The following is a 21,886-nucleotide window of genomic DNA, read 5'->3' on the forward strand; positions in this document are numbered from 1 at the left end:
CAATTTTATATGATAATTATTCCATCCAACATATGTACTATTTTTCATTATAATAAATCATGACTGAGTTAATTGAAAGTAAGGAATGTCCAAAATGTGGTTCTGAAAAAATTAATTTTAAAGATGATAAATTTTCATGCAAATCATGTGGTTTGCATTTTAGCTATTTTGGAGATACAAAATGAATAAAAGTCTATATGTGATTATTCCAATTCTTGCTTTTTCTATAATTTTTGTAAATGCATTTTATGGCCACTTAATTTTTGCATCAGACACTCAAGAAGTAATAAACAAATATTCTGTTTATGTTCATTTACTTCCAGAATGGAATAGTGATTCAAAAAATATTATTTTCGATGTTACAAACACTTGGTACAAATCTGATAAAATTAGTAGTGTGAATCATGTTTTTGATGCTGAATCAAAAGAGTATAATACAAATCAACTTCAAACTCTGAACAACAAATCTTACGTTGAGCTAAAACATGAATTCAGTGATTGTCAAGAAGAATGGCAACCAATGTTGTATAGAAAGGCAATAGATACTGTAAGACATGAAATAGAATATGTTCAAGGACAGCAGTTGAATACAAATCCAGATGTTTCTGTTTATCCTGATATTGAGAATCTAAATTATGAAAATTTTGAACAGCAATTAAAAATTAAAAATGGATTTGCACAATTTTTTCCAATTTGTTCCTCCAAAAATACAACATCATATGACTATAGTGTAAAAACTGATAACAAAGATTTGGGTTTTGATGTATATTTTATATCTTCAATTAAACAACGTGAAAATTTTGTAATGGATGATTTTGATTATTACAAAGAATCAGGATGTTATGCACAAAACAAACAAAGCTATAGCGGCACATGTACAAATATCACAAAAGATAGTGGTCTACTTGTAATATTTCCTGATAATCTCAAACCATGGACTACCAAGGTTACAGTAAATCTTTATGAGAATAATTAAATCATTTATTTATAATCATACTAATTCTTTTCATGGGATTTCTAAAAAAACTCAAAGATACTACAGAAAAAGGTATTGAGAAAGGAACTGATCTCGGCAAACAAAGTATCGAAAAAGGTGCTGAATTAGGCACAAAAGGTTATGATACAACAAAGGATGCTGCCAAAAAAGGATACGATAAAGCTAAGAAAGATTAGATTTCTTTAAATTTTATTTTCTTTTCCAAATGAATTGGTTGTAAATCAATTCTGGTCTAATTTGTCTAAATGGCTGTGCTCCACCAACATACCATTTTGTAAAGAATTCATACAAGTGCAATCTGAGAGACTGAATGTATACAATTAACCCTTCAATCATCATAATACCCAAGTTTCCGCCAATGATCATTGCCATTGCACCACCAGATTCAGAACCTCCTAATGATGTAAATGCATTGTTTACCGTCATAAGCAGAGCTGCATGCACGAGTAACATAATTCCAAGTCGAGCATAACTGATTGTATGAGCTAAACTCTCTACCGTTTTACCTAGAAGAACTTCCATAATGACACTTGCAGGATCTGCTCCATCTTCAGGATGTTTCTTTGCATGCATTACACCTCCAACCATCATAATAACCATTGATGCAATTACAATAATTACTGAAATTCTTGTAACAATCCAAACTTGTGCCCAATCTCCAAGGAACATTGTTACCCAAGGAACAGCTTCTGTATGGACTTTTGAATACATATTCATTACATCATACTGTGAACCAATTGCACACATCATGATAACCACAATTCCTCCATAGAGTGTAATGTTTGGAATTGCTTCAGTAAAGACTACCATTTTGTGTCCTTCCTTTAACAATCTAATTACACGAAGAACCATTGCCCAAACCAAATGAACAATTCCAATGAATAATGAAACTTTGAGAATGTTGATTACTTGTTCAAATGTTAATTCAGCAACACTGAGTATTCCTACAATCCAACTAACTGAATGTAAGGCACCGCCTTCTTCAAGTAATCCTTCAAATGGACCCATATGATCAAGATGGAAACCAAATGCTTCACCTGCCGCCACACCCGCAATTGCAGCTGATGCACCAGAAATTGCTATGAGCATTCCCCACTTTGATAGTTCTCCTTGTCCTTTGAATTTGAAGAGCAAACCTAATGCCATGAGTAACAAACCATGGCCCATATCTGCAAACATCAATCCGTAGAAGATTGGCCACATTAGAGCAATCATTGGAGTTGGATCTGGTTCTCCAGCCTTTGGTATTCCTTGACTCTTTGTGATTACTTCAAAAGTTCTTACAAATCGTTTATTGTCAAATAAGGTTGGTATCTCTTCTTTAAGTTTAGGATCAGTAATATCTTCAACAACTGACATCCATTGCTTTGTTGATTCCGTAAATTTTGAAGCCATCTTTGTTGGAATAAAACCTTGAATTACTGCAAAGTTTTTGGTTCCTCCTGGTTTTCTCAAAGTCTCAAGAACATCTTTTGCGACTTGTGCTTTTTCATGTAGTGATAAAATATCTCGTCTGATTTTCTTTGTAATCCCTGCTAATTCTTTTTTGATTGTAGCTTGTTTTGCAGTTAATTCTTTAATTTTAGATTCTGCGAGTGCATATGCCTCACTAGGAATTTGAGGAAACCCTTCTGGGATTTTAAAAGTATTAGAGTTGAAACTACGTAAAACCTTGAGAACTTTTTCAGAATCTTTGGAATCAGAAATTACTAGAATTGCGGATTTCTCTTTATTATCCAAGTCATATTTGTAAATTGTAATTCCTTCTAGAGAGCGACTAATCTCATCATAATCTTCAGAATTGATAACAAAGAGATTTGTAAAAAAGTGTCTCATTAAACCAAATCCAGAAATATCCATCTTCATCTTTTTTATTACTTCCAAAGTGTCTTTGAGAGAATTGTATTCTTCAATGGACACTCTAGCTGTTGCTGCTTCTTCTAGGAGTTTTGCAGGCTTTTCAATTATAGTTGGAGCATCTTTACTAAGTTGCTCAACCATATCTTCAATTTCATTAATCTCATAATCTTTTTTCTTGATTACAGTTCCTTTGAATAAAATCTCCATAATCCCTACTTCTAAGGGGATGCCCATTCCTTTGATAACATCATCAATGGATTGGTAAGTTTGCTGTGCCTTTAGTAACAAATCATCGATTTCAGGCGTTACAAGGTCATTTGCAGAATCAATTTTGTGATACCACTCAAACTCTGTCAATCTTGAAATTGCTTTTGGAGACTCACTTCTTGGTAAAATTACGGTTCCAAGTTTTAGATCGGCTGTTCCCAAGACAAATTTTGGGTATTTTCATTGAGTTTAATATCTTTCTGATTCCATTCCCAAACATTAAAATCCATTACGAGTCAACGGCTCCCATTGGCATCTAATTCGGCATTAGAAAGTACAATTGACAAAATTTTGAAAAATACCGAACAAGACATTTTGGCAAATATTAAATCTGGATTAGAAGAATCTCAACAAAATCTAGACAATGCTATTCCTAGATTAGAGAGTGAATATGATAAAATTATCTCTGATGGCAAAAAAGAGGCAGATAAGATTGAAAAACAAATTACGGGAAGTTCTGACATTGAGGCCAGAAACCAACAACTGATGATATTAGAAGAAGCAGTAGATAAGGTATTTTCAACAGCATTAGACCAAATTGCAAATGCTGATCGTAGTGGTGATTATTCCAATTTCATTAAGACTTTGATCGAAGAAGCAACCAAAATTTTGGGCACTTCAGAAATTATCATTTCAACAAATGCAAAGGACAGAGATATTGTCCAATCAACCCTATCTCAATTTACAGGAGCAGAACTATCTCCTGAGACAATTGATTGTCTTGGAGGAATTAAAGTAAAATCCAAAGATGGTGCAATGACATTTGATAATACAATCGATGCAAGAATTGAACGTATGAAGCCTTTAATAAGGAAAGATATTGCAGCAAAATTCGGAGTGGGAAATTAGAAAATGGCAGCTCAAGGTAGAATTGTTTGGGTAAGTGGCCCAGCTGTAAAAGCAGACGGAATGTCTGACGCAAAAATGTATGAAACTGTTACTGTAGGAAATTCAAAATTAGTAGGTGAAGTAATTAGATTAACTGGCGATGTGGCCTTTATTCAGGTATACGAATCAACAAGTGGTCTTAAACCAGGTGAGCCTGTAGTAGGTACTGGTAACCCACTAAGTGTATTATTAGGTCCTGGAATTATAGGACAACTTTATGATGGAATTCAAAGACCGCTAAGAGAATTATCTAAAGCATCTGGTTCCTTCATTGGAAGAGGTATCACAACATCTGCTGTTGATATGACAAAAAAATACCACTTTGTTCCAACTGTAAATAATGGTGACGATGTTGCTGCAGGAAATATTATCGGAACTGTACAAGAGACTGATCTTATTGAACATTCTATTATGCTTCCACCAGATCATGCAGGCGGAAAAATTTCAAACATTGTATCTGAAGGAGATTATGATTTAGAAACTATACTAGCTACAACTGAAAAAGACGGACAATCTATTCCAGTCAAAATGTATCATAGATGGCCTGTACGAAAACCACGTCCATATCATAAGAGATACGATCCTACTGTACCACTCTTAACCGGACAACGTGTTATTGACACATTCTTCCCTATTGCAAAAGGAGGAACCGGTTCAATTCCTGGAGCATTTGGAACAGGAAAAACTGTAACATTACACCAAATTGCAAAATGGGCTGATTCTCAAGTTGTTGTTTACATTGGTTGTGGTGAAAGAGGAAATGAAATGACTGAAGTATTAGTTGAATTCCCACATCTTAAAGATCCACGTAGTGGAAAACCTTTGATGGATAGAACTGTCCTTGTAGCAAACACTAGTAACATGCCAGTAGCAGCAAGGGAAGCAAGTATCTACACTGGTGTCACAATTGCAGAATATTACAGAGATATGGGTAAAGACGTTGTACTTGTAGCAGATTCAACAAGTAGATGGGCTGAATCACTCAGAGAAATGAGTGGTAGATTAGAAGAGATGCCTGCAGAAGAAGGATATCCATCATATTTAGCATCAAGATTAGCAGAATTTTATGAAAGAGCAGGTCGTGTTCAAGCAGCTGGTAGTCCAGAACGTGATGGTTCAGTTACATTGATTGGTGCTGTATCTCCATCTGGTGGTGACTTTACAGAACCAGTTACAACTCACACAATGAGATTTATCAAAACTTTTTGGGCTTTGGATGCAAAACTTGCATACTCTAGACACTATCCATCCATTAACTGGATGAATAGTTATTCTGGTTATCTTGCAGACATTGCAAAATGGTGGAGTGAGAACATCAGTGAAGATTGGTTTAACATTAGAAGTGAAACCTATGGTGTCTTACAAAGAGAGGATACACTAAAAGAAATTGTTAGACTCTTAGGTCCAGAAGCATTACCTGATGAAGAAAAATTAATTCTTGAAGTTGCAAGAATGGTAAAGATTGCTTTGCTACAACAAAACTCATTTGATGATGTTGATACTTATTGTAGTCCCGAAAAACAATTCAAACTAATGAAATTATGTGTTGACTTTTACAACAAAGGACAACAAGCACTCAAAGAAGGTGCAGCACTCTCTGACATCCGTGAATTAGGTGTAGTAAGCAGTTTACTTAAAGCAAGAATGGATGTTAAAGATGATGAGATGCCAAAACTTGATCAATTAGATAAAGATATGCAAGAACAATTCAAATCAATTTCAGGAGTGAAAGTATCAAATTGACAGCAGAAGGCGGAGTTCAATACAGTAAGATTGCAGAAATCAAAGGCCCTCTAGTTGTTGTAGACGATGTTGAAAATGCAGCATTTGATGAACTCGTTGAAATTGAAACTACTGAGGGTGAAAGAAGATTAGGTAAAGTTCTCGAAGTAGGAAACGGTAAAGCAATCGTCCAAGTCTTTGAGGGAACAACTGGATTATCAATCTCTGGAACTAATGCAAAATTTGTAGGTAAAGTTATGGAAATGCCAGTATCAAAAGAGGTACTTGGTAGAGTATTTGATGGACTAGGAAGACCAAAAGATGGACTCCCAGATCCAATTGCTGATAAATTTGTAGATATTAACGGAGAACCAATGAATCCTGAACAACGTGAATATCCAAAGGATTTCATTCAAACTGGTGTATCTGTAATTGATGGATTAATGACACTAGTTAGAGGACAAAAACTTCCAATCTTCTCTGGTTCTGGTATGTCTCACAATCTTTTAGCAGCACAAATCGCAAGACAAGCAAGTGTTGTTGGAACCACCGATGATTTTGCCGTGGTATTTGCAGCAATTGGTGTGCAATACAGTGAAGCAGAATATTTCAGAAGAAGTCTTGAAGAATCTGGTGCATTGAAAAGAAGTGTTCTATTTCTAAATACAGCAGACGATCCTGCAATTGAAAGAATCATTACTCCTCGTGTAGCTTTAACCGTAGCAGAATATTTGGCATTTGAGTTAGGAATGCACGTACTAGTTGTAATTACTGATATGACAAACTATGCAGAAGCATTAAGAGAAATTAGTGCAGCAAGAGAAGAAGTTCCTGGAAGAAAAGGATATCCTGGTTATCTTTACACTGACCTTTCAACACTTTATGAAAGAGCAGGAAAACTCAATGGAAGAAAAGGTAGTGTTACACAAGTTCCAATTTTGTCAATGCCTTCTGATGATATTACTCACCCAATTCCTGACCTTACTGGTTACATTACTGAGGGACAAATAGTAGTTGGTAGAGATTTATTCAGACAAGGAGTTTATCCACCAATCAATATTTTGATGAGTCTTAGTAGATTGATGAAAGACGGTATTGGTGAAGGAAGTACTAGAGAAGATCACGGTGAGATTTCTAACCAGGTTTATGATGCATATTCTCGAGCTCAAGAAGTAAGAGCACTAGCTGGTATTGTAGGAAAAGCAGGTTTAACTGAAATTGATCTCAAATATTTGGATCTTGGAGATACGTTTGAAAAAGAATTCCTTACACAAGCAACTGATGAAAACAGAACAATTGAAGAAACCCTTGCTCTCATGTGGAAGATTGTCTCAAAATTACCAAAGAATGAGATTACTAAAATCAAAGACAAGTACGTAGAACAATATTACAAGGAAGAGTAACTAAATGTCATTTGGACAAAACGTTGCAGCAACAAAGATTGAACTTTTCAAATACAAAAAATCCAGTCAAATAGCCGTAATGGTTCAGCAAATTCTAGATGATAAACGTAAAGTTCTATTAAAAAATATTGAAGAGATGATCCAAGAAGCATCTAAAGCAAGAGGTGGTATTTGGGAACCTTTGCAAGATATTTACAAATCAGTAAATGAAGCTTATCTTGCATTAGGAACAAACACTGTTGACTCTGTAGCAGAATCTACTCCACCCGTAATGGAAGTAGACGTTCATGTTAGAAGAGTTGTTGATGTTAAAATTCCAGCACTTACCGTAACTGAAAAAGATACTAAATCAATGCCTTATGGATTTGCAGATACAAACTCTTCCATCGATAGAGCAGCAAAGCAAATCAAAGAGTTGATGCCAAAAATTTGTAAAGCAGCAGAATATGAAAATTCTATTTTTAGTCTTGCAAAAGCATTGGAAAAAACACAAAAATTGTTAAACGCACTTGAAAATGTCATTATTCCTCAATACAAAGATAATATTCGATTTATTCTCTCTACTCTTGAAGAGAGAGAACGAGAAGAATTCGCAAAGTTAAAAAAAGTGAAAGAAAAGATGGAAAGCACATAATGGCAAAAGAAGAAATTAAAAAATTACTTGAAAACTCAAAGAAGGAATTAGATGGAAATTATGATAATTTTGTAAAATCCATCCAAGACGATCTTTCATCATTCAAAAAGAAAACTTTAGATCGAATTTGAGCTTCACATCTCATCATGATTTAAATATGGATATCATGGAGCCTGATCGTAAATGAAATCTATCGTCATGTTACTTTTGGCAGCATCAGCAATTTCAATTCTAGGATCAACTGGAGTTGCATTTGCTCAAGAAGATGGTGCATCTAGTGGCGACTCTATGAAACTCTTAGGTGCTGGTTTAGCCTTTGGTATTGCAGCCGGTGGAGCAGGAATAGGTCTTGGTCAAGTAGGTGCAGCAGGTCTTGCAGTCATTAGTGAGAACCCAGCTTTACAGTCAAAGGTATTCATCTTCGTAGGTATGGTCGAATCAATCGCAATCTACGGTATAGTTATGATGTTTATCATCTTAGGACAATAGTCCAAACTACATCTTTTTCAAATTTTTAGATTTTTTCTTTAATTGTATTTTAGCTTAGTAACATCTAGAACTCTAGCACAATACCTACACTTGAGAACTCTCCCATCTTTGTTAATTACATCCATCACAGATTCAATGTATTCTGTACTGTTTGTAATGCAATCAGGATTTGAGCATCTAAAAATTCTATCAATCTCGTTTGGTAATGCTACCCTTCTCTTTTCAACTAACTTGTATTCTTTAATCATGTTAATTGTTGCTGTTGGGGCAATAACTGCTAACTTGTTAGTGTCATCATCTTTTAGAAACTTGTTTTCTACTTTGATGATATCTTTTTTCTTAAATTTTCCGCTTGGTACATTCAAGGCTATGGTGATTAAACTGCCATCTTTCCCATCAATTCTTAAAGCATTGAGAACCTGAAGACCTTTACCTTCATCTATATGGTCAATTACAGTACCTTCCTTAATTCGTCGAACCATAAGGTCGGACTGTTCCATCAGAATACTTTGTATAGTCACCTGTATATATTATTGAAAGAATGAACGAATTCTACCAAAAAGACATTATCTCAATTAAGGATTATACCAAAGATCAACTGGAAACTATCTTTACATCTACTGATAAAATAATGCAACTTAGCCTTTCAGAAAGAAGAGAAATTTGTAAAGGCAAAACTTTGGGCTATCTGTTCTATGAACCAAGCACTAGAACCCGTCTAAGTTTTGAATCTGCCATAGCCTCAATCGGTGGAAATTCTCTTGGAATCTCTGATATTACTTCATCATCAACTCAGAAAGGAGAGAGTCTTGCAGATACTGTTAGAATCATGTCAATTTATTCAGATGTTCTAGTATTGCGTCATCCTCTAGATGGTTCAAGTAGATTTGCAGCTGAAATTTCTGATAAACCAATAATTAATGCAGGTAGTGGAACCGAAGAACATCCCACTCAGGCAATTCAAGATTTGTTTACAATCAAAAAAGAAAAGAGAAAGATTGATGGTTTGAAAATTGGAATTGTGGGTGATCTAAAGTATGGACGAACTGTTTACTCTCTATTGCATGGTTTAGGAAATTATGATGTTGATGTTAGTCTTATTTCTCCTGAATCTCTAAGAATTAGATCTGACTCTACTTATGAAATAAAAAAGAAATTAGACTATACTGAAACTACTGACATTGAAGAACATCTAGATGATCTTGATGTTCTTTATGTTACAAGAATTCAAAAAGAAAGATTCCCTGATGAGGAAGAGTATCTCAAAGTAAAAGGAAGTTATGTTGTTGGATTAGACATGCTAAAAAGAATGAAAGATGATGCAATAATTTTACATCCATTACCTAGAATAGATGAAATTTCAGCTGATGTAGATAAAACAAAAAATGCTAAATACTTTGAACAAGCTGAATATGGAAAATACACTCGTTCTGCTTTGTTAGGTATGATTCTCAACGAGAACGGATTTTAATTTTTTAGAAAATCCGTATTCCATATATCTAGAGACATTTCAATATGACTAGTTGACTGAAACAAAAATTATTCCGATATTTCCATTAGACTTGGTATTATTCCCACGACAAGAGCTACCTCTTCGAATTTTTGAGCCTAGATACAAACAACTAGTTGATGATTGCATGATTGGTGATGGTCAATTTGGAGTATGCCTAATTGATGAAAGTAATTCCATCAATGGTTGGAATTCACCAAAATTAGTTGGGACAATTGCCAAAATCTCAAAATGTGAAGATGTGGAATTAGATGGATTACAACTACACATTGAAACCATTGGAAGAAATTCCTTTAAAATTAAAAGAATCATCCCACCATCTATTAAACAGCCTGAAAACTATGATCCTTTATCTGTAGAGGGACACCAGGAAATTTCTGAATTACATGAACAAATTGGAACAGAAGAAAAAATGTACATACAAGCTGAAGTTGAAATGATTCCAGAAATTGATGAAAGTATTTCTCTTGAGAAATGGGAATCTCTAGTTGAACTATGGAAAAAGAAAATTATCAAACAAGCTTTACCACAAGTTGTTGATTCACATTCATTGGATCATGTTTTAGAACAGTATTATCTTAACACTGACACTCCTACAATTGATTACATTTACTCATTATCTGCACTTGGTGCAAAGGATCCAAACGAACTTCAGCCTATTTTGGAGGCAACATCTATGGATGAATTAATTAAACGAATAGAAGAATTGTTAACAGTAAAATGATGTCATTGAAACACTCTGCAATTTTTGCAATCATAGGGTGTTTATTATTTCCTGCCAGTGCTTACGGACATGGATTTGGAATCGATACAATATCTTCTGTTGATGTACAGGGAAAAAAGATTTCAATTTCAGTAGAAATGCCTATGTATTTTGAAAATCAACAAGATCAAATTACAATTACAGTAACTGAAGACGAAACAAAAGAAACTGCAAAAAATGTCACTTTTCTGATTGGTCTATTTTATAAAGATGAAATGATCTTCAGAAACTATTTCTTTGCAGAAAATGGTATTTTGCCCATAACAGTTACACCTACTGAAGATCCAAAAATAATCATTCATGGTGAGCAAGATTCTTTGCTTGGAGCTTGGCATGGAACCGAATCTAATCCAATAGAGATTACTGGACCTCTGTTTAACTCAGGTGGGCTGTATAATTTTGAGATTGAAGTCAGAACAATTGATGAACCTACAAACATCATAGAAAATTCTGATGTTTATAATGCAGATTTGAGCCTAATTGAGACTGTATCTTTCATTCAAGAGGATTCTGAAAATAATGATGTAGAGTTTCGCTCAAAATCGTATTTTGACACAATTTCTAATTTTAAGTATAATCCTGATGTAAAAGAGGTTACTTTTGAAATGCCTTTTGACTGGAGTGAAAAACAAATGTCTCATGTTCCAGTTGTACATGTAGAAACACATTTTCCAAAAGATTTTGTAGAATTCTTATCTCCTAGTTACACTGGATATGTAAATGGAATTGAATTATTCAAATCATCTGTTGCAGTTGATGATTATTCAGAAGATCATGAAAGAGTAGTTCATCTTGTTTTACTGCAAGACCATTTACGATATATGAAAAATGAAATGAAAAAGTCTGAAGAACCTTTGCCAGAAAATATGTCATTTAGATTATCTGTTAGTGAGGATGCTGCATTTCCACTAGAAGCATATACAAAAAGTGAAGACTTTAAGGTAAACCTTGCATGGGATCCAATAGAAGTAGAGCCAAACATTGATACTAATTTTATTTTTACAATCAGAGATGGAAAAACAAATGAACCATTAAGAAGTTCTGATTATACATTTGTAATAATTCAAAATGGAAAAGAAATACATCGTGTTTCTGGAACCGCACAAATTGGAGGCGAATTTGAAAAATTTACATTCTCTGAAGATCAAACAGGTCCTACAGTAATCAAATTTGAAAATATTAGAAACACTGGACAAGAAACTGAATTTGCTCTAGTTGTGATTCCTGAATTTGGAAGTATTGCAATTTTTGTATTAGTAATTTCTATAATTAGTATAATTTTTGTAACAAGAAAAAATTCATTGGTAATCTAAAGGGCTACCAACTTTACGGTATCCATGTTTTTGTTTGTCTGAAAGTCTTTTGTCATTGTAGATACCTTTTCTGCATCTCCATCAATTAAGAACAGTTCCATGCATTTTTCTTTCTCTATTTTACTATGAAGATGTGTCGTAATCAGATCTTCAAAATTATGTGTTATTCCAGAAACAACATGATCAAATTCGTCATTATGTACCACCAAAAGAATTGCATGAATATTTCCCGATAGATCTGCTTTTTGTTTTTCTTCTGAAACAAATGCCCTGATTCCTGCTCTAATGGCCTCAGATCTTCCTGAAAATCCCATTGAAGATTGGAGCTTGTCTAATTCAGAGAGGATTTCATCATTTAATGAGATTGAAACTATTGGCATATGCCTAATGTTATTAATTATCTTATAAGTTTAGCAATTAATCTTATTAAGATTTTATAAATTTATTAATAATCTACATTGAACTGCTGCGTGAATACTCAAACCAAGATGGCAATTGTGGCAATAGTAATAGTGATTCCATTAGCATCTGTATTCGTTTATGGAACAAATGCTAGTCAACAATTTGCAAGTAATGATAATTCTAAACTTGTTGTAATCTCATCATTTAATCCTCTTCATGAGTTTTCACAAATAGTAGGTCAAGAGAAAATTGATGCCACATTATTGGTTCCTGTTGGTGTTGAACCTCATGATTGGGAACCGACAATCAAAGATGTGCAGCAAATGCAAAAATCTAATTTAATTGTAATTAATGGAATAGGTTTTGAAAATTGGGTTGATAATTTAATTGAAAATGAATATGCTGGAATCATCGTTGATACTAGCAAAGGAATATTGGTAACAAAATCAATAGTTGAGGAACATGGAGATGAGGAACACGATGTTCACCAACATCTAGAAGGAGATCCACATATTTGGCTAAACCCAGTGTTTGCAATTAAACAGGTTGAAAATATTGCATTAGCATTTTCTAATTCAGATCCTGAAAATAGGGAATTCTATATGACAAATGCTGTAAAATATAATAAAGAATTGCATGAACTTGATTCAAAAATTAGAGATGAATTATCTACATGTAATCAAGATTTCATTGCATTTCATGATGCTTTTTCATATTTTGCAGAAGAATATAATTTGAATCAGCATACTATCATCCAAACGACTAATTCTCACGGAGAAGTAACTGCACAAACACTAGAGAATGTAATTTCCAAAGCTAGAGAACTTAACATTAAAGTAATTTTTAGTGAAGAAACAGTTAACAGAAAAACTTCACAAATAATTGCAAATGAAATTGGAGGAAAAGTTTTGGTTCTCTCACCCCTTGAAACTGCATCTGATGATAATTATATTTCAAAAATGACTCAAAATCTTGAAAATCTCAAGGAGGCACTATGTTGAAAGTAGTAGAAATCAAAAACTTGACGGTTCACTACCCTGATGTAAAAGCACTTGATGATGTTAGCCTAGTTGTAAATCAAGGTGATTTTCTAGGCATAATTGGACCTAATGGTGCAGGAAAATCTACACTTTTTTCATCAATGCTAGGCCTAAATACAAAATACAAAGGCACAATCAAATTTTTTGATCAAGATATAAAAAAATCAAAAAATTATCTGAAAGAACTTGGATACGTACCACAAAAACCAATCTTTGAAAAAAATTTCCCAGTAACGGTAAACGATGTAGTCCGAATGGGATTAAGAAATGAATTAGATGAAAATAAAATTGATGAGATTTTACAACAACTATGGATACACGAATTACGCAATAGAAGAATTGGAGAGTTGTCTGGCGGTCAACAACAACGTGTTTTCATTGCAAAAGCTCTTGTAAATAATCCAAAAATTTTGATCCTGGATGAACCAGTTACTGGAATTGATCAACAAAGTATTGAATTGTTTTACAGTATTCTTCGTGAATTAAATTCCAAACAAAAAATTACTATTATTTGGTCCTCTCATGATTTAGATGCTGTAAATAAACTCGCAAATCATGTTGCATGTTTGAATAGAACTTTATTCTTTCATGGAGAGTCTGAAGAATTCTTTTCTGATGATGAATTAGTAAAACAATATTCTGAAGCTTCGATGCAGGAACACATGCATCATCATTAATCATGTCTTTTGAAATTCTCACTTTTAGTTTTATGCACAGAGCATTAATTTCTGGTATTGCAATAGCAATCCTTTGTTCTGTAGTTGGATTGTTCTTAGTTTTACGACGATATTCATTGTTTGGTGATGCAATTGCACATTCATCATTTGGTGGAATTGCATTAGGATTACTTGCAGGTGTTTATCCACTATGGACAGCATATGGAGTTTCTATTGCTAGTGCACTAATTATTACAAAAATCAAAGACCGATACAACATATCTGGAGATGCATCAATTGCAGTTTTATTGTCTTCAGGCATAGCAGTTGGGCTTGTAATTATTGGACTATCTGGAGGTTTTACAATAGATATCTTTAGTTTTCTATTCGGAAGTATTCTTCTTGTTAGTGTTGATGATACTGTTCTAATCTTAGCTTTGACCGGAATTATTCTAATTGTAATTTTAAGTCTCTATAGACAAATTCTATATTCTACATTTAACGAAGAGCAAGCTAAAGTTAGTGGAATTCCTGTAGAAAAAATAAATTATTTGATAGTGTTTATGGCCGGAATTACTGTCGTCACATCAATTCAATTAGTAGGTGTGTTGTTAATCTCTGCTCTGTTTGTAATTCCAAATGTAACTGCAATTATGTATGGAAAAGGATTCAAACAAACTGCAATAATATCGATGAGCTTTTCAATCTTTTCAGTTGTTTCAGGAATTTTAATTTCCTATATTTTTGATATTACTCCTGCAGGAACAATTGTTTTGATGGCAATAGGTCTGCTTGCAGGAACAATGGGAATAAAGTCTGCGGGATTGTTATCTAAGAATTAATCAAAGAATTTAATCTTCTTTTATCTTTGATGCTTTTGACATAAAATAACGAGGTTGCAATTATTCCTAAAGCAATTAGTGGCGATGCAATTTCTGTGTATTTGATTTCTACTTTCTTTGTTTCTTGAATTTGTGATACACTTACTGGAATTTCTGTTATCTTTACTGTTCCAATTTTATTTGATTGTTGTTCAACAAACCAAACATTGTCATTTTCATCTGAAGTCATAAATTGTACAAATGAAGTTTCAGTTGGAATTGGAATCTCTATCAAGTCATTATTATCAGGATCATAAGCTCCTAGATTGTCTACCGTATGTTGTGCAAACCAAATATTCCCATATCTGTCAAAAGTCATACCAAATGGTAGTGCTTCTTCATCAGGTACAGTTACTTTACTAAATGTCTCTAAAACTGGATTGAATTTAGTGATAGCCAAGCCTGTATGCTCTGCAATCCAGAGATTTCCGTCATCATCAAACATCAAAGCTTCTGGTCCCTGCAAAATTGTATCAGTAGAGATTTGAGTTAATTTGTTATTTTGTGGATCTATGAATCCTATTTTTCCAACTCCTGTTGCTGAATACCACACTTTTCCATCTTGATCAATTTCTAATGCAAATGGTAAAGATTGCTTGTCTGGTAGTACAATCTCTTCGAAAGTGTCTTTTTCTGGCTGATATTTTATAATCCTGTCTTTGTTAACTACTGTAATCCAAATATTGTCATCAAAGTCTGCTTTGATAAATAATGGTGTATTTTCTGAAATTACTGGATCTAGTTTTGGAAGAGTTTTGAGTGTGATTGCTTTAGTCTCAATATTGATATATCCAATTTGGTTTCTTGGTGTGTCAGTAAACCAAATGTTTCCTTTGTTATCTTTAGTTAGAAAAGTTGTAACTAAACCATCAAATGAATAGGAAGTAAATGTATTTGATTCAAGCGAAAATTCCCATAATCTGGGAGCAGAAGCATCACTAATCCATAAAGAATTTTTTCCATCATATACTGCATACAATGGTTTTGCATCTTCAGGAAGATCATATTCTATAATTTCTGTTTGAATATCTGACAGTCTGGGTTTTACAAGTAAATTCAACATTATTGATTCATTTGCATTCTCAGTTCTTTTAGCTTCTATCTCAATTAACCATTCTCCTGAGAAACCAAATGTTAGTTCTCCTTTGAATTGAATTGGATCTGAGAGATTTTTAACTGACATTGGAACCTCGATTGGAGAAATATTTTTTGATGGATTAGATATTTTTACATGAATTTCATCTGAATCATAAAGTTGAGTTCCTTCAAAATCACTTACTTTGACAAGAATAGTGTTTGTTCCACTAGTAAATGGTGAAATATCAATATCGAATTTTGCACTTTCTGAAAATTCAATTGTTTTGAATCCATAGACAATCTCTTGAGCATCAACTTTTTGGATTTCACCTGCAGGCAACGTTCCATTTGTCAGTAATGCTACAACTCCTAAAAGAATTATTCCTAATGCAGCATCAAACTTTAATGATTTTTTCAGTTTTTTGAACACCAAAATCTTTCCTGATGAAAAATTACTTTCTGCATTTTTTTGCACTCTTAACTGGAAATATCCTCCCAAGCCTACCATAATTACTGCAATTGCAATTTTGAGTATGATTAACTGGCCAAATACTGATTCAGTGATTAGTCCAACATCAGTTTCTAAGAACCACATTAATGTTGGTCCTGTAATAATTACAATTCCTACTGAGATGATAAATGCAATAGAAAATCTTGGAATCATTACCAAACTCATCTTTTCTCTGTTTACATCTTTTAGTTGTGAAAATGTTGGAAGTAATGTAAAAACAAAGTAAATTATTCCACCAATCCAAACTGCCGCAACCAAATTGTGAATATAGTCTAATGCCAATGCCCCAATTTGTTCACTTGCTGCACCATGCCCAATCAAACTAGAAGTTGAAATTAATAATAGAGACACAACAAGCATTGGAATTTGATTCTTCTTTGATAATACCTTCTTTCTATCCATGCCAAACCAAATTCCAAGTAATACTATTGTGAGAATCATTCTGGCAAGCCAAACTGTTCCAAAATACGTTTGAATTACATCAAGTGGTGAGGTTTCTAATCTTATAGTTTGAACTATGATCATCAAAATATCTGAAATGAATACCAGCATCAAACCAATACCTGTGATAGACATGAATTTTCCATGATGGAAAATTTCCACTTTATCTAATTCTTCTTTGATTAGCTGTTTGTTTTGTGTTCCCCAAATTATTAGGGATGCAATTACTGCTCCTAAAACAATAGTTTGACCAACAATACCAGGAAATCTTGCTCCAGCTTCAGGTAAAAAAACAATATCAGATTCAACTAATGGAGGATTGGTGTCTTGAATAATTACATCTCCTACTCCAAACAAAAATGCACTTGGAACCAAATGTCCATCTACTTTTGATAGAACTTTTACTGATGCGGTGTAAACTCCATCTTCTAATGGTGGAGTTGTTACAATGAGAGATGATTCCCCTTCATAGTAACTTGTATCCTTGTTATCAATTTGATTACCGCTGCTATCAAAAACTTTGATTTCACTAAAATTGATATCTACAGGTTCTGAAAAATATGCAACTACTTCTGATGTACCTACTGGTGCATTTGAATGCAGACTTGGAATAGTTTCTTCAGTAAAAGGATGGGCTGCTGCAAATGGAATTGAAATGAATGACAAAACTAGTAAAATTATTAGAAATTTTTGCATTTGTTCATAAGATCATTTATGACAATTTAAACAGTTTACCTTTTTCTAAAGTTGTACCAATTTACATAAAGATAATAACTGATGAATTGCCAATGATGGTCGTGAAGATAGCATTTTTTGGCTTTATTGCATTATTGTTTTCAGTTGGCATGATTGTGCCATCATTTGCTCATACTACTGTTGAGGTTGGACCTTATCAAGTAGAAGCAGGATGGGGAATCGAACCTCCAGTTGTAGGAATAAGAAATGATTTAGTTTTCACAATCACTGAGGCAGGAGAGACAGAAGGTACTCGTAAAGGAGTAACAAGTGTTTTCAAAAATACTGAAGCTACAGTAATGTTTGGTGGGGCATCCAAAAAAATTGATATTAATTCTGACCCACGACCTGGGCATTACTATTCACCAATTATTCCAACTAAAACTGGAACATTTCAAGTAGAATTGAAAGGCGATATTCGTGGAACTCCTGTAAATATCAAAATTCCAGTTGAAGATGTTGAGCCTACAGCGGTCTTAGATTTTCCTCCAACCAGCAGTGGAGGAGATACTGATATTGCTGCACTAAAAAATGCAATCTCTTCTTTGCAACAAGATGTTTCTAAACTAAACTCAGGTGAAAAAGTCCCTTCAAATGGTGGTGAGTCTTATGACTTTGCAATATTTGCATTATCAATTTCAGCAGCAGCTATCATACTTGCAATTGTTTCATTAGTAAAAAGAAAATAGAAAAAGAGGAATTCCTAAAATCTTGGAACGACTCTAGATTTTGCAGTTACTGCTACGATGCTTATGATTGCTACAGCTAGTATCATCATTGCAATTGTACCAAATTCTGGGACAACGTTTGAGAATACTACTTCTTCACCAATTGGTCCAGTTTTAGGATCATCTACTCCATAACCCTGGAAAGTGATTGTAATATTTACTGGATCTGATGAACCAAGAGCCTTTGTCATATGAACTCCTTTTCCATCGTGGTGATGTGCACCTTTATCGTCTAGTACTGTATTACCATTTTGTGTGACTTTCATATCGTGATTGACATGTTCTGCCCCTTCAAATTGAACACTGATTTCTAACATCTCACCTTTTGTTGGTGCTGTAGTCCAAACTGAAACCTTAGTACCGTCAGACAACATTCCTGTTGCTGATGCAGCACCTGTTGGCATCATCATTTCATCACCATGATCATCACCATGATCATCTTCTTCAGCAGCTCCTGCTTCTTGTACTACAATCAATCCTTGCATCCAAGGATGTACCATACAGAAGTACGGAACATCTCCTGTTTCAGTTGGAGACCATGAATATGTGCTTCCAGCCATTACTAGACCAGAATCAAATAGAACCTGAACTGATTCAGGTACTGTTGGATCTCCTGATGTGAATGTGTGTGCTGCGCTATCAGTATTTGAAAAGATAACTTCGCCACCAACATCAACTGTTGCAGTGCTTGGGATGTAACATCCTTCAGCTGTTTCCTCACAACCTGGTGCACCAGAACCTGCTGCAGCTTCGATTGTGACTTGTGAATGATCTGCAAAAGCACCTGGTGTCATTGCGACAATACCAGCTGCAATAGCAAATAGTACGAAGAAAGAGCTAATTGCTTTAGTCTTCATTAGTGAAATTACTTGGTTGGATACATAAAAACCTCACTGGAATTTCCAGAAGTAAAAACTAATTCTTTCTAATTTGGTACAACTTTAGAATCCCAAATGCTGGAATTCCAATATACATCCCAACATTAAGTAGAACTATAGAGATTCCATACCCTAACATTTCTTGCTCTGAATTGATTTCTGCATAATTTAACAATGATAATGATGATAACATTGGAGTCAATCCAGCTTTGACAACTTCTTTGAAAATTGGGTTTTCTCTTTCAAAGTCCGCAACACTTGGAGAAAATGAATAATAGAATTGGTTGAACCCACTCATGAAAGCAGCTCCAGATGCAGTTGTTAAAACAGTATTATCTCTAAGTTCTCTTAGTTGTTGAATTTGCGGTGCCATTTCAGAACCAAAAGCTGCAGTTGCAATTAAACATCCTCCGTTTTCTTCAACAGGATGTTCTTCATTGTCAGATACAGTTGTTTGAGCATGTGCTTCTCCTACTGTAATGTCAAATGAAACTGTTTCAGTAGGAATTGGTTGAAACAAAATTCCTTCAATTTCAAAATTCATTGTGTATACTCCTTCTCCAAGATTAAATTCAATTGGAATTTTTACTGAACCTACAGATGTATGTGTAAGTGGAATTGGTCCAAACACTTTTTCACCATCTTTTAAAACAGAAACAGTGTAATCAACATGTTCTTGAATTTTTTTAGTCTGTGGATTTAGAAAATCAATATTGATTTTTGTTTGAACATTAGGTTGAATTTCATCATATGTTAATTTTACATCCAATGTTCCTTGTTCTGTGGGTAAAGTTTGTGATTCAGCAAATGCTGGAATCATCAATAAAGGAATTAGTAATAATGCAAATAGAAATTTCATGTCATTACTTTGAAAATCGTAAATAAAAGTTGTACTCTATTTTTCAAAATAAAAAAATTCTCACGCATAGAAATGCTGTGCCAGCTTTAAATATGGAACTAACTTAATTTTTATGTTGTATAGAAATTTTGCATTATTCATTTCAATAATTGGCATATTCTCAATTGCTACCATTCTTCCAGATGCATTTGGACATGGACTTGGAGGAGATCAAGCTCCACCACTATCTTTTGGTGATATGCAAGTTACAGTTAGAACACAACTAAGTCCATCTGATATCACAGTTGGAGAAGTTGATTCTGCAAATATGCAAGTACGATTCTTTGATACAATAACTGACAAAAATCTTGATAAAGTAACATACAGAATAGAAGTCTGGCAAAGTGGTGAATTACTTGCAAGAAATCTATTTTATGATCCAGATGGAAGATTAGATGTTAAAATTAAACCAAAAGCTAATTGTAATGAAAACAATCTAGAAGAATGCTCAATTTATGGTGGTTCTGAACATGTTAGTGCCCCAGGTGCTCTATTTGTTCAGGGTGCAGCATGTACTGATGATAATTTAGATATTTGTGCAAGACCCTCAATTACAGGTCCAATATTTGTAAAGGGTGGATTATACAAAATTAGAGTTGACATCGAAGCTGCTACTAGTCCAAGAACTGTTTTAGCTTCTTTGTTAAGTTATGAGACTTTTGTCAGTGTAGCTCAAGAACAAAATTTTTCCTTCCAAACTGCAAATGCTGAAGAGGTTCCAGTAATTGTTAAAACCTATTATGATCATGTTGATAATTTTGCTTTTGATAAATCTGATAATTCAATTTCGTTTGATATGCCATTTGATTGGGATCCTAACTATGTTGATTTAGTACAGGTTGTACATGAAGAAGTTAGAGTTCCAAAAACATTTGCACCATATGCAGAAGGTAAACAATTCAAAGGATACGTTAATGGAGTAGAAATTGATCAAAGAGCATTACTAAATGATCCATATTCATATGAGGACACTAATATCGTACATTTCCTTATCACAAAAAATGAATTACAAAAAATTAATGAAAAATTAGGAACAAGCAATTATGATAACAAAAAAATGGATTTGAAACTTGTTCCATTATCTGAAGCCTCAAAAAGCTCTACTGAATTTTATCTTGTAGATACTAAAAACTATGAACAAGTCCCAACAACTGTGAATATAGCTTGGGATGGTAAGTATGGTGCAAATCAAGAAATCCCATTTGAGTTTACATTCTTTAATGAAAATAGAGAATTAATCAAAGATATCAAATATGCTTATGTTGTTTTAGATGAATTTGATAAAGAAATTGCACGCAATGATGGTAATGATCCAGTTAATCCTGGAATAGTTTCTGTTGAAGGATTAGACATTCAAAAAATCTATGTACCTTCTCAAGGTCAGATTCGTATTGATCTTTTAGTTTATGGTACTGGATTGGATTATGATCCTACGTATGCTGGAATTGGTTCAGCTCTTATCGAAATTGGTCCTGGTGCACCATCTGCCCCATCAACACCTGAAAAAGCCCCAATTCCAAGTTGGATTAAAAACAATGCAGAATGGTGGGCAGCAGGACAAATTGATGATGGTTCCTTTGTCCAAGGAATTCAATATTTAGTTAAAGAAGATATTCTAAAGATTCCACCAACTTCTCAAGGTACAGGTTCTGGCTCAAATGATATCCCAGCATGGATTAAAAACAATGCAGAATGGTGGGCAGCAGGACAAATTGATGATGATTCATTTATTCAAGGAATTCAATTCTTGATTAAAGAAGGAATCATGAAAATCCAATCATAGGTTTTTAAAT

At 33.9% G+C, this 21,886-nt stretch carries 23 protein-coding genes; 17 read left to right on the forward strand and 6 right to left on the reverse strand.

Annotated elements, in window-relative coordinates; genetic code table 11:
* The first annotated feature begins 59 nt into the window (after nucleotides 1-59).
* The 3 genes from K5781_RS04835 to K5781_RS04845 are packed head-to-tail and all read left to right on the forward strand — an operon-like array spanning nucleotide 60 to nucleotide 1,173.
* Nucleotides 60-185, forward strand: coding sequence for a hypothetical protein (locus K5781_RS04835; RefSeq protein ID WP_297441318.1), 126 nt, complete (start codon nucleotides 60-62; stop codon nucleotides 183-185).
* Complete coding sequence (locus K5781_RS04840) at nucleotides 182-976, forward strand: hypothetical protein (RefSeq protein ID WP_297441321.1); 795 nt, start codon at nucleotides 182-184, stop codon at nucleotides 974-976. Before K5781_RS04835 ends, K5781_RS04840 begins: the two co-directional genes overlap by 4 nt.
* Nucleotides 977-1,008: 32 nt before the next feature.
* Nucleotides 1,009-1,173, forward strand: a complete 165-nt coding sequence (locus K5781_RS04845; protein WP_297441323.1) for a hypothetical protein — start codon at nucleotides 1,009-1,011, stop codon at nucleotides 1,171-1,173.
* Between the two features lie 13 nt (nucleotides 1,174-1,186).
* On the opposite strand, the gene K5781_RS04850 is transcribed toward K5781_RS04845, so the two are convergent.
* Nucleotides 1,187-3,286 (reverse strand): V-type ATPase 116kDa subunit family protein, encoded by a 2,100-nt coding sequence (locus K5781_RS04850; protein WP_297441325.1) that lies wholly within the window; start codon nucleotides 3,284-3,286, stop codon nucleotides 1,187-1,189.
* Between the two features lie 87 nt (nucleotides 3,287-3,373).
* Here K5781_RS04850 and K5781_RS04855 point away from each other — a divergent pair, with 87 nt between their 5' ends.
* From K5781_RS04855 to K5781_RS04880, 6 genes are all read left to right on the forward strand, one after another.
* Nucleotides 3,374-3,973 carry a V-type ATP synthase subunit E family protein gene (locus tag K5781_RS04855; protein ID WP_297441326.1) on the forward strand — a complete coding sequence of 200 codons (600 nt, stop codon included), beginning with the start codon at nucleotides 3,374-3,376 and terminating at the stop codon, nucleotides 3,971-3,973.
* Between the two features lie 3 nt (nucleotides 3,974-3,976).
* Nucleotides 3,977-5,755 carry a V-type ATP synthase subunit A gene (locus K5781_RS04860; RefSeq protein ID WP_297441328.1) on the forward strand — a complete coding sequence of 593 codons (1,779 nt, stop codon included), beginning with the start codon at nucleotides 3,977-3,979 and terminating at the stop codon, nucleotides 5,753-5,755.
* Entirely contained in the window at nucleotides 5,752-7,137 is a 1,386-nt protein-coding gene (locus tag K5781_RS04865) for a V-type ATP synthase subunit B (protein WP_297441330.1), read from the forward strand. The genes K5781_RS04860 and K5781_RS04865 overlap by 4 nt, the downstream gene beginning before the upstream one ends.
* A 4-nt stretch (nucleotides 7,138-7,141) precedes the next feature.
* On the forward strand, nucleotides 7,142-7,771 hold the full coding sequence (locus tag K5781_RS04870; protein WP_297441332.1) for a V-type ATP synthase subunit D: 630 nt from the start codon (nucleotides 7,142-7,144) through the stop codon (nucleotides 7,769-7,771).
* Nucleotides 7,771-7,902 carry a hypothetical protein gene (locus K5781_RS04875; protein WP_297441334.1) on the forward strand — a complete coding sequence of 44 codons (132 nt, stop codon included), beginning with the start codon at nucleotides 7,771-7,773 and terminating at the stop codon, nucleotides 7,900-7,902. Before K5781_RS04870 ends, K5781_RS04875 begins: the two co-directional genes overlap by 1 nt.
* Before the next feature lie 67 nt (nucleotides 7,903-7,969).
* Nucleotides 7,970-8,260: an ATP synthase subunit C gene (locus K5781_RS04880; protein ID WP_179373023.1), complete on the forward strand. Its 291-nt coding sequence runs from the start codon at nucleotides 7,970-7,972 to the stop codon at nucleotides 8,258-8,260.
* 38 nt (nucleotides 8,261-8,298) lie between these two features.
* Here K5781_RS04880 and pyrI read toward each other — a convergent pair whose 3' ends face one another.
* Nucleotides 8,299-8,760, reverse strand: a complete 462-nt coding sequence (pyrI, locus tag K5781_RS04885) for an aspartate carbamoyltransferase regulatory subunit (protein WP_297441338.1) — start codon at nucleotides 8,758-8,760, stop codon at nucleotides 8,299-8,301.
* 41 nt (nucleotides 8,761-8,801) lie between these two features.
* On the opposite strand from pyrI, the gene pyrB reads away from it, so the two are divergent.
* From pyrB to K5781_RS04900, 3 genes are read left to right on the forward strand one after another with little or no spacing between them, the layout of a single operon-like run.
* Nucleotides 8,802-9,731 (forward strand): aspartate carbamoyltransferase, encoded by a 930-nt coding sequence (gene pyrB / locus K5781_RS04890; RefSeq protein WP_297441340.1) that lies wholly within the window; start codon nucleotides 8,802-8,804, stop codon nucleotides 9,729-9,731.
* A 52-nt stretch (nucleotides 9,732-9,783) separates the two neighbouring features.
* Nucleotides 9,784-10,494, forward strand: coding sequence for an LON peptidase substrate-binding domain-containing protein (locus K5781_RS04895; RefSeq protein WP_297441342.1), 711 nt, complete (start codon nucleotides 9,784-9,786; stop codon nucleotides 10,492-10,494).
* A complete protein-coding gene (locus K5781_RS04900) occupies nucleotides 10,491-11,846 on the forward strand; it encodes a PEFG-CTERM sorting domain-containing protein (protein WP_297441344.1) in 1,356 nt (451 codons plus the stop codon). Before K5781_RS04895 ends, K5781_RS04900 begins: the two co-directional genes overlap by 4 nt.
* On the opposite strand, the gene K5781_RS04905 is transcribed toward K5781_RS04900, so the two are convergent.
* Nucleotides 11,843-12,226 carry a CopG family ribbon-helix-helix protein gene (locus K5781_RS04905; protein WP_297441346.1) on the reverse strand — a complete coding sequence of 128 codons (384 nt, stop codon included), beginning with the start codon at nucleotides 12,224-12,226 and terminating at the stop codon, nucleotides 11,843-11,845. The genes K5781_RS04900 and K5781_RS04905 overlap by 4 nt on opposite strands.
* A 90-nt stretch (nucleotides 12,227-12,316) precedes the next feature.
* Between K5781_RS04905 and K5781_RS04910 the strand changes: the two genes are divergently transcribed.
* The 3 genes from K5781_RS04910 to K5781_RS04920 are packed head-to-tail and all read left to right on the forward strand — an operon-like array spanning nucleotide 12,317 to nucleotide 14,786.
* A complete protein-coding gene (locus tag K5781_RS04910) occupies nucleotides 12,317-13,249 on the forward strand; it encodes a zinc ABC transporter substrate-binding protein (protein WP_297441348.1) in 933 nt (310 codons plus the stop codon).
* On the forward strand, nucleotides 13,243-13,965 hold the full coding sequence (locus tag K5781_RS04915) for a metal ABC transporter ATP-binding protein (protein ID WP_297441350.1): 723 nt from the start codon (nucleotides 13,243-13,245) through the stop codon (nucleotides 13,963-13,965). Before K5781_RS04910 ends, K5781_RS04915 begins: the two co-directional genes overlap by 7 nt.
* Before the next feature lie 32 nt (nucleotides 13,966-13,997).
* A complete protein-coding gene (locus K5781_RS04920) occupies nucleotides 13,998-14,786 on the forward strand; it encodes a metal ABC transporter permease (protein ID WP_297441499.1) in 789 nt (262 codons plus the stop codon).
* Here K5781_RS04920 and K5781_RS04925 read toward each other — a convergent pair.
* Entirely contained in the window at nucleotides 14,776-17,550 is a 2,775-nt protein-coding gene (locus K5781_RS04925; protein WP_297441352.1) for a CopD family protein, read from the reverse strand. The genes K5781_RS04920 and K5781_RS04925 overlap by 11 nt on opposite strands.
* Nucleotides 17,551-17,642: 92 nt before the next feature.
* On the opposite strand from K5781_RS04925, the gene K5781_RS04930 reads away from it, so the two are divergent.
* Nucleotides 17,643-18,278 carry a hypothetical protein gene (locus K5781_RS04930; RefSeq protein WP_297441353.1) on the forward strand — a complete coding sequence of 212 codons (636 nt, stop codon included), beginning with the start codon at nucleotides 17,643-17,645 and terminating at the stop codon, nucleotides 18,276-18,278.
* Nucleotides 18,279-18,292: 14 nt separating this feature from the next.
* On the opposite strand, the gene K5781_RS04935 is transcribed toward K5781_RS04930, so the two are convergent.
* Both K5781_RS04935 and K5781_RS04940 read right to left on the reverse strand, forming a co-directional pair.
* Entirely contained in the window at nucleotides 18,293-19,174 is an 882-nt protein-coding gene (locus tag K5781_RS04935; protein ID WP_297441356.1) for a PEFG-CTERM sorting domain-containing protein, read from the reverse strand.
* A 58-nt stretch (nucleotides 19,175-19,232) separates the two neighbouring features.
* Complete coding sequence (locus tag K5781_RS04940; RefSeq protein WP_297441358.1) at nucleotides 19,233-20,054, reverse strand: CFI-box-CTERM domain-containing protein; 822 nt, start codon at nucleotides 20,052-20,054, stop codon at nucleotides 19,233-19,235.
* 112 nt (nucleotides 20,055-20,166) lie between these two features.
* Between K5781_RS04940 and K5781_RS04945 the strand changes: the two genes are divergently transcribed.
* Nucleotides 20,167-21,876 carry a peptidase gene (locus K5781_RS04945; RefSeq protein ID WP_297441360.1) on the forward strand — a complete coding sequence of 570 codons (1,710 nt, stop codon included), beginning with the start codon at nucleotides 20,167-20,169 and terminating at the stop codon, nucleotides 21,874-21,876.
* The last annotated feature ends 10 nt before the right edge of the window (nucleotides 21,877-21,886 follow it).

The organism is Nitrosopumilus sp., from assembly GCF_025699255.1.
Classification (GTDB): Archaea; Thermoproteota; Nitrososphaeria; order Nitrososphaerales; family Nitrosopumilaceae; genus Nitrosopumilus.